Origin of the sequence: Pseudomonas sp. 22515, from assembly GCF_052044625.1 — a bacterium.
Classification (GTDB): domain Bacteria; phylum Pseudomonadota; class Gammaproteobacteria; order Pseudomonadales; family Pseudomonadaceae; genus Aquipseudomonas; species Aquipseudomonas alloputida.
In genome coordinates this window covers 48,388-62,167 of record NZ_JBQENN010000028.1, presented here as the reverse complement: position 1 = coordinate 62,167, position 13,780 = coordinate 48,388, and the positions used below count along the sequence as shown (strand labels likewise).

Sequence of the window (13,780 nt, the reverse complement as noted above, 5' to 3'; positions counted from 1 at the left end):
GCAAAAACGGTTAGACTGTACAACCCGCGCCAACACAGCGCGGGTCGTATTCTCATCCGCCGGAGCCCCCAGATGTTCATCCTGAGCCGCCTCGACAGCGTGCCGCCCGAATCTTTCCAGAACCAGATCCGCGAGCTGGTCATTCACAATGTTGGCGATTTGAGCAGTGTCGCCATCGCCGTCGACAACCCGCTGTACCCGCTGTACCAGTACGGCGTCGGCATGGAAGTCCACCAGTACCTGCAAGCGCTGGACGGCGCCCGCGGTCTGGCGGTGGCACTTACCTTGGCGCTGGATGCCGAAGCACCGGACCAGTTGCTGGGCTTTGCGCTGTCGCTGCCAGCCCAGGACGATGGGCGGGCCTGTGCATTGGCCTTTCTGGCCGTGTGCGCCAGCCATCGCCGCCAGGGCATCGCCCGTGCTCTGCTGGGCGACCTGCGGTCGCGCCATGCCTGCGTGGAGCTGAACGCCTTTGCCAACCAGGTGCCGTGGTTCGAGGCGATGGGCATGCAAGTGGTGGCCGCCAATGGACCGCAGGTGCTGATGAGCAGTACCGGCCAGCCCAGTGGTGCGCTGATCGGGCGCCTGGACATTGCGCCGATTTATCAGACCGCTGAAGTGCTGCAGATTCACACCTATCTGCTTAACCAGCAGGGTGAGGATGCAATGATCGAAGCGGAGCAGATGCGCGATGAGCGGCTGGATGAGCTGACCGCTCAGGCCCAGGAATGTGTGCGCCAGCGCAAGACCGTGCATTGATCCAATGGCCTGTTCGCGGGCTTGCCCGCGCCCACAGGAATACCGTAAGGCCCAAGGCCGGTGATGTACCTGTGGGAGCGGGCGAGCCCGCGAAGAAGCCCCATTGGCCTTTCAGCCATGCACCCAGCGCCGATGCAGCCCACGCGCCAGGGCATCCAGCACAAACCCCAGCACGCCAATCAGCAGCACCATCGCCATCAGTTCGGAATACGCCAGCCGGTCGCGGGTATCAAGAATGAAATACCCAAGCCCCGCACTCACCCCAAGCATTTCGCACGGCACCAGCACAATCCACAGGATACCGATGGCCAGGCGCACGCCCGTCAGCACGTGACCGATTACCCCCGGCACGATCACCTTGCACAAGGTTTCCCAGCGCGTTGCACTCAAGCTGCGGCTAAGTTGCAGCCAGCGCGGGTCCAGTTGACGCACCCCTGCCGCCGTATTCAGCAAGATCGGCCACAACGCGGCAAACGCCAGCAGGAAGTAGATCGGCTGGTCACCCACGCCCATCAGCATCACCACCACAGGCATCCACGACAATGGCGATATCATGCGCAGAAACTGGAATGCTGGCGTGGTCGCCGCCTCCAGGTGCCGGTAGCTGCCTACCAGCAAGCCCAGCGGCACACCCATCAGCAGCGCCAGCAGCAGCCCAATCAGGATGCGCTTGAGGCTGACCCAGATATGCCCATAGACCTCGCCCTGCCCCAGCAGCTCGACCAGGCTGGCCAGGGTTGCCGCCGGCGAAAAGCGCGCCGACAGGCCGTCGGCCTGGCCGAACAGTGCTACACCGGCCCACCATAACAGCAACAAGGCCAGCAACCCGACCAGCCCAAGGCCGGCATGTACGACATGGGTGCGCATCAGACCGCAAACTCCTCGCTACGCTCGAAGTTGTCGGCAATGCCGAACACCGACGGGCCACCTACTGTCGCGATGGCATTACGCACGAAGCGATCGTCGACCAGGTCGCGGGCGGCATACGCCGGATCCAGCCCGCCAAGGAACGCATTGTCGCCTTCGATCAAGGTGGTTTTCAGGCGCTTGACCAGCTCTTCGGTGTAACTCGGGAACGGGTATGGCTGGAAGTCGATGCGTTTTTCGTCCCACTGCTGATGGCGAATGGCGCCACTGGCAATGTAGCCAGCACGGTCTTCGGCGGCGGGCGCCAGGACCTTGGTCAGCACCGCAGGCTCGTGCGGGGTGTACTTGTTGGGGCCCGCCCTAGACAGCAGTGCGGCGGCTTCGGTGCGATGGTCACGGGTCCATTGCTGGGCCTTGACGATGGCGTTGACCACTTTCTGGGACCACTCCGGGCGGTTATTCAGGTCATGCTCGTGCATGAACACCACGCAGCACGCATGGTTGCGCCATACATCGCCGGTAAAGCGCTGCACGCGGCCCACCTTGAGGTTCTCGGCCAGTGCGTTGAACGGCTCGGCAACGATGTAGCCGGCAATGCGCTTGCTGGCCAGAGCGGGTGGCATGTCGGACGGTGGCAGCACCAGCAGGTTGACCTCGTTGGCGGCCAGTTGCGCATTGGCCGGCTTCGACACGGGCGTCAGGCCGTTGTCGTTGAGCAACTGTTGCAGTACCACATTGTGGATCGAGTACCAGAACGGAATGGCCACTGTCTTGCCACCGAGCTGTTTCACGTCGGATATATCCGGCGCAACAGTCAGGCCCGAACCGCCCACGTGGTTCCAGGCCACCACCTTGGCTGGCACCTTGCTGCCATAGCGCGCCCATACCGTCATCGGCGAAAGCAGGTGGATGACATTGACCTGGCCGGAAATGAAGGCCTCGATCACCTGCGCCCAGCTGCGCAGCAGCACCGGGCGCTCGGCCTTGATGCCTTCGGCCTCGAACAAGCCGTTGTTATGTGCCACCAGCAGCGGCGTGGCATCGGTGATCGGCAGGTAGCCGATGCGCACCGGCGCGTCCGGCTCGGCAGCGGCACGCGCCTGCAAGCTCGACAGCAACGGCAATGCACCGGCAGCAGTGAGCATGGCGCCGAGCTTGAGGAAGTCACGACGCGAAGAAGAAGAACAGCAGTCATCCATGCACATGGACAGCCTCCGAGGGCAAAGGGGTTGGGGTAGGTTCGACTGTGCGGCTTGCCCGCCGAAGGGTTTTGAGGATGTCTATGCGCAAGGCCCCCAGCTCTTCGACCCTCTGCGTGCGCGGTTGCGGCAGGTCGATGTGCCACTGGCCAAGGATGTGCGCTGGGTGGTTGCCCAGTAGCAGAACCCGGTCTGACAGCAGCAGGGCTTCGTCGATATCGTGAGTGATCAGCACGGCCGCGGTCTTGTGCGTGGCGATCAGTTGCAGCAGCAGCTGCTGCATGTCGGCGCGGGTCACCTCATCCAACGCACCGAAGGGTTCATCCAGCAGCAAGACTTCGGGCTGGCGTGCCAGACAGCGGGCCAGCGCGGTGCGCTGGGCCATGCCGCCAGACAACTGCGCCGGGTACTGGCCACGCGCGTGGGCCAGGCCCACAGCCGCAATCGCATGGTCGATGCGTGCACGGCGTTCGGCATCCGCCAGCTTGGGCTGACGGGCGAAGTCCAGGCCGAAGGCGACGTTTTTCTCCAGGCTCAGCCATGGCAGCAGGCTTGGGTCCTGAAAGGCCACCGCCAGACGCGGGTGCGGCCCCTGCAGCGGCTGGCCGTGCAAGCTCACGCTACCGCCGCCAGGCTGCTGCAGGCCTGCCAGCACCCGCAGCAAGCTTGACTTGCCCACACCACTGGGGCCAAGGATGCTCACGACTTCACCTGGCGCCAACTGCAGGTCGAACTGCGCCAGCACTTGTTGCCAACCACCCTCACGCGGGTAGCCCAGGCGGATGTCACGGGCCTCCAGCAACACTGCGCTCATGCAACGCCCGCCTGGCGTTGCAGCTCGGCGCGCAATTGCACCAGGCTGGGCGTGACGATCGGCACGAAGGCCGACTCCCGCCAGCGGCGGGCAAACCCTTCGCCGTATTCGCTGAGGTATGCCTTGCCGCCACTGGCCTGCAATTCCAGTTGTACCGCGTCGGCAGCACTTTCAGCCAGGATGATGCGCAGCTTGAACAAGGCCGCCGGCTGCTGCTGGAAGCGACCTTCGAGCAAGCCCTGCTTGAGTTCGCTGACGGTGTTTTCCAGGCGTTCGCCAAGCACCTGACGGGCTTCGTCGAGGAACGAGGCTCGGCCATGCAGGTGCGCCTGAACCTCTTCCAGCGCCCGTCGCGCCAGGCCAATGGCCATGCCACATTGCAGCGCCAGGAATGCCGGACGTACCCGTGGCAGGAATTCGCGTGCATTTTCATGCAGCAACCAGTCGCGGGCCAGCGGCACCTGGTGAAAAGCCAGTGCTGCCGTGTTGCTCGACTGCAGGCCCATCAGTTGTAGATCATCAGAGCGCTCCAGGCCTTGAGCGTCGGAAGGAATGGCCAGCACAAACGGCGCGCCGCCGGCTTCATCCTCGATGGCCGCCGCCACCACGAAGCCGCTTTTACGCAAGTTGGTCACCCAGTGCAGTCGCCCTTCCAGGTGCCAGCCATCGGCTGCCGGGCGGCCACGCACCTGCAGCGCTTCGATACCGGACAGGAACTTCATGGCGTTGGACAGCCCGGTGGCACCGGCCAATTCACCGGTCAACAGGCGCGGCAGCAGGCGCTCACGCAGGGGCTGGTTGGGGCTGTGCAGCAGGTATTCGATGAAGGCACGCTGGCCCCAGCAGACGAAAGCCGCAGCCAATGAGCGGCTGGCAATGGCGGCGATGGCCTCGACCGCATCGGTCACCTGCCCGCCCGTACCGCCCAGCGCTGGGTCGACCCCCGTGCGCAACAGCTGCGATTCTGCGATCTGCGCCAGCACCTGCTGCGGTTCGCACAGGCCCCGGTCGATGGCCTCGGCATTGGCATCCAGCCAGTGTCGAAATGCACAATCTTGCATGGTCTTGCTCCTTTGATAACGCCGGGGCCGCTCTGCGGCCCGTTCGCGGCACAAGGCCGCTCCTACAACGGCCTGGTAAGGGCCATTATCACAGGTGGGCTACGCAGAAGGCTGCCAGCGGTATTTGCCAAGCTCTTCGTTGAGTGGCGTCTGGGCGAAAACATTAGCAAAGTTGCACAGGGTTGCGAGACTTACGCCCAGAATCACCTCCAAGGCGTTGCCTTCACTGAAGCCGGCCTCACGGAAGGCCTGGTAGGTGGCTTCGCTGACATTGCCACGGGTGGCGATCACTTCGCGGGCAAAGGCGGCCAGGGTTTCGTAGCGGGCGTTGGGGAGTTCGCCACGGGCACGCAGAGCATCGACCACCTCCTGCGGCAGCTTGGCCTTGTTCAGCGCGACGGCCGTATGGCCGGCCACGCAAAAGTCGCAGCCATGCTGGGTGGCCGCGATCAGTTGCACCACTTCACGCTCGGCCAGGCCAAGCTCGGACTTGCCATTGAGTGCCGAAACGGTCACGTAGGTTTCAAGCGCCGCCGGGGCGTTGGCCAGCACGCCGAGCAGGTTGGGGATGAAGCCGGAATTCTTCTGGGCATTCTCAAGAAACGGCCGTGCCGCTTCCGGGGCGCTCTGCAGCGTGTGTAAAGTAATGCGCGAGGACATGCAGTGATCTCCTTTGATGAGTGTCACTACAGTCTGTTGGTTATAAGAACTACCCTCCATATTCATCAGTCGCCTTTCCTTGTTCCTGAGTCTTTGTATTAGATGATTTCGTCCAGCCACCTTGTCGATTGGTTATTAGAGGGCCTGGAGCTCGATGCCAGCCTGTTTCATGTCGGGCGCTATTGCGGTGGCTGGCATGCCAGCACCCAGGGCATGGGCCGCGCCAGCTTTCACCTGGTGGTGCAAGGGCATTGCTGGCTGCACATTGACGGCCAGCCGCAACCGGTGCGCCTGGAGAAGGGAGATGCCGTATTCCTGTTGCGCGACCTTGCCTATCGCTTGTCCAGCGATCAGGACCCGGTCGACGCCTGTGCCCAACCGCGCCAGGCCATGCAGTCGCTGGATAGCGAAGCCAGCGACGGCGTCGGGCTGGTTTGCGGCTTCTTCCATTTCCAGTCCGGCCTGTCTTCACTGATTGTCGAAGGCCTGGCCGACTGGATCCTGCTGCGCGCCGAAGACCCCGCCGGCAGTGCGGCGCGGGCGCTGTTCGAGCTCATTCTGGAAGAATGCCGGCGGGCCGCCGGCCCGTCGCAGGCGTTGCTAGAGCGCTTGACGCACCTGTTGTTCCTGTACGTGCTGCGCCAGCAGGTCATTGCCGGGCAGTCACTGGGCGGGCTTGTCGCCCTCGTTCGCCAGCCAGCGTTTACCGGGCTGCTGGAGCAGTTGATCGAACAACCGGGGCAAGCCTGGACGCTGGAGAGCATGGCCGCCTGCACCGGCTTATCGCGGTCTGCGTTTTTCAAGCGCTTCAACGAACTGGCGGGGCAATCGCCAGGGCAGGTGCTGCTGGCACTGCGCATGCGCCATGCCAGCCAGTTGCTGCGGGCGGGTAATACCGTGGAGCAAGTGGGTGCGCAGGTGGGGTATCAGTCGGTGGCGGCGTTTACCCGGGCGTTTGCCAAGGCCATGGGGGTGCAGCCTGGGGCCTATCGGCGCCAACACGAAGGGCGCTGATCGGCGTACTTCCCTACTCGCGCAAAGGCCGGTTCGGGCAAGCCCTTCACACCTGGTCTACCGGAATATCCCCAGCCCCCTTGGCCTCCCGCCGCTCACCCATCCAGGCATCGACCTGCTGGCCAAATTCAGCCGGGGCCTTGCGCCCGAAGCGCATGGCCAGGTCCAGCACAGTCTGCTGTGCCAATGATTCTTCCATGCGCTTCTGCGCCCCCAGCATCACTGCGTGGATCGCACAGGTACCCTCGGTCGCCCAACGCGGCGGCGAGCCGTCGAACAAGGTGCAACGCTCGCGCACCTCGCGGCAATCGAAGATCTTCTTCGGTCCATCAATGGCATGGACGATATCCAGCACGCTGATCTGCGCCGCCGGCCGCGCCAGGCGGAAGCCGCCGCGCACGCCTTCGGTGGCCGCCACCAGCCCGGCACGGGCCAGCTTGGTGAAGACCTTGGCCAGGTATTCCTGCGGCACGCCTTGCAACTCGGCCAGGTCGCGCACGCTGGAATCACGAGTTTCACCGCGCTCGTCGACTAAAAACAACAGGCAATGGATACCGTATTCCACGCCAGCACTGTAAAGCGACATTCAAATCTCCGACCGATTTTGTCGTACATGTTACGCCGATACCCCGGCACTGACAAAACAAGGTGTCAAAAGGTAGCTCCACCGCAAAGGGAAAAGCCCTTGCCGAAGGCAACTACGACCGATATAGTCGTAGTTACTCGAAGGCCATACAGCTGGCCCCCGATGCCCTCTTCGAACCTTGCGGAGCACCTTCATGAAATCCAACATCCTGATCATCGGTGCCGGCTTTGCCGGTGTCTGGAGCGCCCTGAGCGCTGCCCGCCTACTCGACCAGGCGCAACGTGCCGATCTCAGCATCAGCGTGCTGGCGCCACAGCCGGAACTGCGCATTCGTCCGCGCTTTTACGAGGCCGACGTGCATGGCATGAAGGCGCCTCTGGGTGAACTGTTCGAGGCCGTGGGCATTCACTTCTTCCCGGGCAACGCCGACAGCATCGACACCGAAGGTCGCAGCGTCAGCTATACCGACACCCACGGCCAGCCACAGCGCATCGCCTACGACCGCCTGATCCTGGCCGCAGGCAGCCAGGTTGCCCGCCCGGCAGTACCAGGCCTGGCGGAGCATGCGTTCGATGTCGACCAGATGGAATCGGCCATGCGCCTGGAGCAGCATCTGGTCGATCTGGCCGCCCTGCCCGCTTCGCCAACTCGCAATACCGTGGTGGTGTGCGGCGGCGGCTTCACCGGCATCGAGACCGCAACCGAAATGCCTACTCGCCTGCGCTCGATCCTCGGGGCCGACGCGGCATTGCGGGTAGTGGTGGTCGACCGTGGTGCGCAAGTGGGGGCGGCATTGGGTGAAGGGATCACACCGTCGATTGTTGCCGCGTGTGAACAGGCCGGGGTCGAATGGCTGGCCGGCGCTTCGGTGGTGGCTGTCGATGCTGCGGGAGTCACCCTGGACAACGGCGAGCACATCGCCAGCAACACGGTAATCTGGACCGTTGGCGTCAAGGCCAGCCCGTTGACGGCGCACGTTGCCGGCGAGCGCGATACCTTCGGCCGGCTGAAAGTGGATGGCCATTTGAAAGTGCTGGGCCAGGAGCACGTTTATGCCACCGGCGACACCGCCTGGGCTGCGGTGGATGACCTGGGCAACCATGCCCTGATGACGTGCCAGCACGCCATCCCCATGGGCCGCCACGCCGGCAACAACGCCGCCGCCGACCTGCTCGGCCTGCAGCCGGTGCTGTATCGCCAGCCCAAATACGTCACCTGCCTGGACCTGGGCGACTGGGGCGCCGCCTTCAGCGAAGGCTGGGAGCGCGAACTGAAGCTGCACGGCCAGGAAGGCAAGGCCCTCAAGCGCCAGATCAACTCGGTATGGATTTATCCGCCAGCGGCTGACCGCGCCTTGGCGCTGGCTGCGGCGGACCCAATGATCGCCATCGTTTAACGGCATTTTTCTGACAAAACCGTCAACAATTGGCGGTTTTGTCAGTTTTGGCCGTTACATTGAATGGCTGTTCAATAATGATGGCCATATGGCATCATTGAAATCAAAAAAGTCACGAGGGTGAGACACACAAACAACTCCGCAGCGCATCAAGAGCCTGGCGCCATACCGGTGACCCGGCCATCCACCCAAGCTCCTGAGGCCTGCACGCCACCGTCAAGGAGCATTCCATGCAGTTACGGAATTTGAAGATCGGCATTCGCGCTGCAAGCGTGTTCGCCCTGTTGGGCATCCTGGTCCTGTTCATGGGCTTGATCGCACTTTACGAAACCCGGCAGATGGACAAAGCCACGGATGAAATCCGGGTGACCTGGATGCCGGCCGTAATAGCCCTCGGTGACATCAGCGCCAACCTCGGGCGTGCCCGCGCCGTCACCTTGCGTGCCGCGCTGGACGACAACCCCAGTGACCGCGAGCGCAACCTGCAGATGCTCAACGGCATCAATACCGAGCTGAATAATGCGCTGAAGGATTATGCCGACACGATCATCGCTGCCGATGACCGCGCCCTGTTCAATGCCTTCAGCGCGGCTTATCAGCACTATTTCGAATTACAGACCCGCGTGCTGCAAGACATTCAAGCTGGGCACATGGACGACGCCAAGCAGCAGATCAGCGGCCCGCTGACTCAGCACGCCGACAGCATGATGCAGGCCATGGCAGCGTTGATCGCCTATAACGGCACAGGTGCCGAACAAGCCTCGCAGCGCAGCAGCGACGTAGCGGACGAAGCGTTCACTGCGCTGGTTGCCTCACTGGTGGTGATCATGCTGGCCCTTGCAGCCATCGCTACCGTGCTCACCCGCAGTATCGTCGTGCCGCTGGCCGATGCACTGGCTGTGGCCGAGCGCGTGGCGACCGGCGACCTGACCCGGGAGATACGGGTAACCGGCCGCGATGAGCCGGCCATGCTATTGCGCGCCCTGAGCCGGATGCAGGGCAGCCTGCGCGATACCATTCGCCAGATCGCCGCGTCTTCCGACCAACTGGCCTCAGCCTCGGAAGAACTGCACACTGTCACTGAAGACACCAGCCGCGGCCTGCATCAGCAAAGTGCAGAAATCGACCAGGCCGCCACGGCGGTGAATCAGATGACTGCGGCAGTCGAGGAAGTGGCGAACAACGCGGTCAGCACTGCTGATGCATCCAAGGGCGCTGACCAGACCACCCGCGATGGCCGCGACCAGGTCAACCAGGCGTTGGCATCCATCCAGCATCTGGTAGCGGATGTGACCGGCACATCGGCCGAGATCGAACAACTGGCCAGCAACGCCAACGAGATCAGCCGGGTGCTGGACGTGATTGGTGCAATTGCCGGGCAGACCAACCTGCTGGCACTGAACGCCGCCATCGAGGCGGCACGGGCCGGAGAGGCAGGACGTGGGTTTGCCGTGGTGGCTGACGAGGTACGCGCCCTTGCCCACCGTACCCAGCAATCGACGGCAGAGATCGAGCAGATGATTGCCGGGATTCAGAACGGCACCGAGCGGGCAGTGACAGCAATGCACAGCAGCCAGGGTCGCGCCACGGGTACGCTGGAAGTGGCACAAAGCGCAGGGCAGGCGTTGGAGGTGATTGCCGAGGCCATTGCCTCGATCAACCAGCGCAACCTGGTGATTGCCAGTGCCTCGGAGGAGCAGGCGCAGGTCGCACGCGAGGTGGACCGGAACCTGGTGAATATTCGTGACCTGGCGATGCAAACGTCGGCGGGGGCGAATCAGACCAGTGCGGCGGCGCAGGAACTGTCGCGGTTGGCGGTGGACCTGAACGGGATGGTGGCGCAGTTCAAGGTTTGATCCAAAACAGCCGGGGCCGCATTGCAGCCCCGGCTACAGCAACAGCGGTCTATCAGTCGTTGACGCTTACCACCCGCCCCGCCTTCTCGACAGCCTTCCCCCGCGTCGCCAGGCAGTAGTAAAGCGGCACGGTCACCAGCAAGCCGAACAGCCACGACAGGTCAGCCCCTTCGACAATGTTCGAGTACGGCCCCACATACAGCGAAGTATTGGCAAACGGCAGCTGCACCAGGATGCCGCAGGCATAGGCAATGATCGCGTGGTGGTTGAAGCGGCCATAGATGCCGCCGTCGGCACTGAAGATCGAGGCGATGTCGTACTGGCCCTTCTTGATCAGGTAGAAATCGATCAGGTTGATCGAAGCCCACGGCACCAGCACCAGCAGCAGCGCCAGGATCAGGCCGATGAACTGGCCGATGAAGTCCGCCGAGGCATTCAGTGCCACCATCCCGCAGCCCACCAGAATGACCGAGGCCAGTATCACCCGTACCCTGATGCTCGGCGTCCACTCGGCCATGAAGGTCTGGATCGCGGTCACGATCGACAGCACGGCGCCGTAAAGGTTGAGGGCGTTGTGGCTGATGATGTTAAGCAGGAACAACACCATCAGGATCGGGCCCAGCCAGCCGGTGGCCTGCTTCACCGCATCCATTGCGTCGGTGCCTTCCGGCACGCACAGCACCGCCACCGTACCAAAGCTGAAGCACAGGATGGTGCCCAGGGTGGCGCCGAAGTAAGTGGCCCAGAACGGCTTGGCAATGCCCACTTCACGGGGCAGGTAGCGCGAGTAGTCAGAGGTGTACGGCGAGAAGCTGATCTGCCAGATCACACCCAGCGACACGGTGGCAATGAAGCCCGACAGGTTAAACGCGCCACGGCTGAAAAAGTCAGCCGGCAGATCCTGGACGAACATCATGATGAAACCGGCCAGCAACGCCGAGCCCATCACCCAGGTACCGATGCGGTTGAGGATATGGATGAAGCGGTAGCCGATCACGCCAATGGCAGTCGCACTCAGGGCACCGATCACGATCGCGCCGGGCATCGGCACGCTCGGCGCGATGCCGTGAATGGTCTTGCCCGCCAGGACGATATTGGAAATGAAGAAGCCGACATAGATCAGCGCGGTGAAGAACACGATCAGCAAGGCACCGTAGCGGCCAAACTGGCCACGGCTCTGCACCATTTGCGGAATGCCCAGCTGCGGCCCCTGTGCAGAGGCCAGGGCGATGACCACGCCCCCGACCAGATGGCCCAGCACGATGGCGATCAGGCCCCACAACAGGTTCAGGTGGAACACCTGGACCACCATGGCGCCGGTCACAATAGGCAGTGGCGCGATGTTGGTACTGAACCAGAGGGTGAACAGGTCGCGCGCCTTCCCATGGCGCTCGGCAGGTGGAACGTAATCGACCGTGTGATTCTCGACAAACTGGTGTTGCGACGACGGTTGGGACATGGTTTTCAGCTCGAAAGGTCGTTTTTATCTTTGTAAGGAAACCGCATCAAGGCGGCCTCTCAGCTGCGGACCATATTATGGTATTCCAAACTTTTGACAACACTGATCCGCATGAAAAAGCGGCCACTGATCCGCTTGCAAAACCCCTGCGACAAACCGCCTCACCGCTCAAGGCCACGTTTTTCGTGGCTTTGGGCCGTTCATCGCGAAAACGCAGGGTTGAAAATTCCGCTTGCAAAATAGGTATTACGGTATACCATCAGACACATCAACGATAAAAACCGCGGACCACCGCAGCCCTTCAGAGGTACTCCCGATGATCGACGCAACTGTCTACAAGAACGTTCTGGGCTCCTTCCCGTCCGGCGTTACCGTCATCACCACCCAGGACGACGACGGCTCGGTCGTCGGCCTGACCGCCAGCGCCTTCTCCTCCCTGTCGATGGACCCGCCGCTGGTGCTGTTCTGCCCCAACTACACCTCCGACTCCTACCCGGTACTGATCAAGCAGAAGCGCTTTGCCATTCACCTGCTGTCCGGTGAACAGCAGGCCGAAGCCTACGCGTTCGCCAAGAAGGGCAAGGACAAGGCCAGCGGCATCGAGTGGACCCTGAGCGAACTGGGCAACCCGATCCTGGCCGGTGCCACCGCCGTCATCGAATGCGAACTGTGGCGTGAATATGAAGGTGGCGACCACGCCATCATGGTCGGCAAGGTACACAACCTGATCGTCCCTGCCGAAGCGCCACGGCCGATGGTGTACTGCCGCGGCAAGATGGCCAGCCTGCCGGCCTTTGCCTGAAGCCTGCAGTTGGACGCAGCCTGCTCCCACACTGAAGCCCGATTGACTGACGGGCAATAACAAGCGTTGAGGAAAAACCCATGAAATTTTCGTTGTTCGTACACATGGAACGTTGGGATGAACAGGTCAGCCACCGCCAGCTGTTCGAAGACCTGACCGAACTGACCCTGATGGCCGAAGACGGCGGTTTCAGCACCGTGTGGATCGGCGAACACCACGCCATGGAATACACCATTTCGCCAAGCCCGATGCCACTGCTGGCCTACCTGGCCGCGCGCACCGAGAAGATCCGCCTGGGCGCTGGCACCATCATCGCGCCGTTCTGGAACCCGATCCGCGTCGCTGGCGAATGCGCCCTGCTCGACGTGATCAGCAACGGCCGCATGGAAGTGGGCCTGGCCCGCGGCGCCTATCAGTTCGAGTTCGACCGCATGGCAGGTGGCATGCCGGCCACCGACGGCGGCAAGGCGCTGCGCGAGATGGTGCCGGTGGTGCGCAAGCTGTGGGAAGGCGACTACGCCCACGACGGTGAAGTCTACAAGTTCCCGACCTCCACCAGCGTACCGAAGCCGTTCAACGCCACGCCGCCTATGTGGATCGCCGCCCGCGACCCGGACTCGCACAACTTTGCCGTTGCCAATGGTTGCAATGTCATGGTCACCCCGCTGATGAAGGGGGACGAAGAAGTGCTGGACCTGAAGAACAAGTTCCAGGCCGCCCTGGACAACAACCCAGACGTGCCGCGCCCGCAACTGATGGTGCTGCGCCACACCCATGTGCACAGCCCGGCTGATCCGGAAGGCTGGAAGGTCGGCGCCCAGGCGATCTCGCGCTTCTACCGCACCTTCGATGCCTGGTTCGGCAACAAGACCACCCCGGTGAATGGCTTTCTGGAGCCGAGCCCGGAGTCGAAATTCGCCGAAGTGCCGGCGTTCCAGCTGGAGAACATCCGCAAGAACACCATGATCGGCACGCCGGAAGAGATCATCGCACGCATCAAGTACTACCAGGAACTGGGCGTCGACGAGTTCAGCTTCTGGTGCGACAACAGCTTGCCCCACGCCGAGAAGAAGAAGTCGCTCGAGCTGTTCATCAAGGAAGTGGTGCCGGCGTTCGCCTGAATTCCCATTGCCTGAATCATTGCGGGACGCGCCCGCTCCCGTGGGCCCCTTCGGCCTGCGTGAGCGGGCTTTTTTTTGAAACCTGTGCAGTCCCTGTGGAAGCGGGCAAGCCCGCGAAGAGGCCAGTACAGACAATAGAGAAATCAAGGCATCAGGCCACCTTTCGTCCCCCGACAAGAGAAATTT

Annotated in this window: 13 protein-coding genes; 6 read left to right on the top strand and 7 right to left on the bottom strand. The window is 62.6% G+C overall.

All coding sequences use genetic code 11. The features are described from left to right. Positions 1-72 precede the first annotated feature (72 nt). Entirely contained in the window at positions 73-759 is a 687-nt protein-coding gene (locus tag ACTJJN_RS22520) for a GNAT family N-acetyltransferase (RefSeq protein WP_230065142.1), read from the top strand. A gap of 111 nt (positions 760-870) precedes the next feature. Here the strand turns inward: ACTJJN_RS22520 and ACTJJN_RS22515 are convergent, their stop codons facing one another. The 5 genes from ACTJJN_RS22515 to ACTJJN_RS22495 all read right to left on the bottom strand — a co-directional run bounded on the left by ACTJJN_RS22515 (position 871) and on the right by ACTJJN_RS22495 (position 5,360). Further along, positions 871-1,626 carry an ABC transporter permease gene (locus tag ACTJJN_RS22515; protein ID WP_003256045.1) on the bottom strand — a complete coding sequence of 252 codons (756 nt, stop codon included), beginning with the start codon at positions 1,624-1,626 and terminating at the stop codon, positions 871-873. After that, positions 1,626-2,831: an ABC transporter substrate-binding protein gene (locus ACTJJN_RS22510; RefSeq protein WP_161774625.1), complete on the bottom strand. Its 1,206-nt coding sequence runs from the start codon at positions 2,829-2,831 to the stop codon at positions 1,626-1,628. The genes ACTJJN_RS22515 and ACTJJN_RS22510 overlap by 1 nt, the downstream gene beginning before the upstream one ends. Continuing rightward, a complete protein-coding gene (locus ACTJJN_RS22505) occupies positions 2,818-3,639 on the bottom strand; it encodes an ABC transporter ATP-binding protein (protein ID WP_012052014.1) in 822 nt (273 codons plus the stop codon). Before ACTJJN_RS22505 ends, ACTJJN_RS22510 begins: the two co-directional genes overlap by 14 nt. Beyond that, on the bottom strand, positions 3,636-4,700 hold the full coding sequence (locus ACTJJN_RS22500; RefSeq protein ID WP_440781622.1) for an acyl-CoA dehydrogenase family protein: 1,065 nt from the start codon (positions 4,698-4,700) through the stop codon (positions 3,636-3,638). The genes ACTJJN_RS22505 and ACTJJN_RS22500 overlap by 4 nt, the downstream gene beginning before the upstream one ends. 99 nt (positions 4,701-4,799) lie before the next feature. Beyond that, positions 4,800-5,360, bottom strand: coding sequence for a carboxymuconolactone decarboxylase family protein (locus ACTJJN_RS22495; RefSeq protein ID WP_003256052.1), 561 nt, complete (start codon positions 5,358-5,360; stop codon positions 4,800-4,802). Positions 5,361-5,462: 102 nt separating this feature from the next. On the opposite strand from ACTJJN_RS22495, the gene ACTJJN_RS22490 reads away from it, so the two are divergent. Next, a complete protein-coding gene (locus tag ACTJJN_RS22490; RefSeq protein WP_014756280.1) occupies positions 5,463-6,374 on the top strand; it encodes an AraC family transcriptional regulator in 912 nt (303 codons plus the stop codon). A 46-nt stretch (positions 6,375-6,420) separates the two neighbouring features. Here ACTJJN_RS22490 and ACTJJN_RS22485 read toward each other — a convergent pair whose 3' ends face one another. Continuing rightward, positions 6,421-6,960 carry an RrF2 family transcriptional regulator gene (locus ACTJJN_RS22485; protein WP_011805352.1) on the bottom strand — a complete coding sequence of 180 codons (540 nt, stop codon included), beginning with the start codon at positions 6,958-6,960 and terminating at the stop codon, positions 6,421-6,423. 193 nt (positions 6,961-7,153) lie between these two features. On the opposite strand from ACTJJN_RS22485, the gene ACTJJN_RS22480 reads away from it, so the two are divergent. After that, a complete protein-coding gene (locus tag ACTJJN_RS22480; protein ID WP_014756278.1) occupies positions 7,154-8,356 on the top strand; it encodes an NAD(P)/FAD-dependent oxidoreductase in 1,203 nt (400 codons plus the stop codon). 230 nt (positions 8,357-8,586) lie between these two features. Then, on the top strand, positions 8,587-10,212 hold the full coding sequence (locus tag ACTJJN_RS22475) for a methyl-accepting chemotaxis protein (RefSeq protein ID WP_440781621.1): 1,626 nt from the start codon (positions 8,587-8,589) through the stop codon (positions 10,210-10,212). A gap of 52 nt (positions 10,213-10,264) precedes the next feature. On the opposite strand, the gene ACTJJN_RS22470 is transcribed toward ACTJJN_RS22475, so the two are convergent. Further along, positions 10,265-11,671, bottom strand: coding sequence for a purine-cytosine permease family protein (locus tag ACTJJN_RS22470; RefSeq protein ID WP_012052008.1), 1,407 nt, complete (start codon positions 11,669-11,671; stop codon positions 10,265-10,267). Positions 11,672-11,987: 316 nt separating this feature from the next. Here ACTJJN_RS22470 and ACTJJN_RS22465 point away from each other — a divergent pair, with 316 nt between their 5' ends. Both ACTJJN_RS22465 and ACTJJN_RS22460 read left to right on the top strand, forming a co-directional pair. Continuing rightward, positions 11,988-12,473, top strand: coding sequence for a flavin reductase family protein (locus ACTJJN_RS22465; protein ID WP_003256061.1), 486 nt, complete (start codon positions 11,988-11,990; stop codon positions 12,471-12,473). Positions 12,474-12,553: 80 nt separating this feature from the next. Next, complete coding sequence (locus tag ACTJJN_RS22460) at positions 12,554-13,594, top strand: LLM class flavin-dependent oxidoreductase (protein ID WP_012052007.1); 1,041 nt, start codon at positions 12,554-12,556, stop codon at positions 13,592-13,594. Positions 13,595-13,780 lie beyond the last annotated feature (186 nt).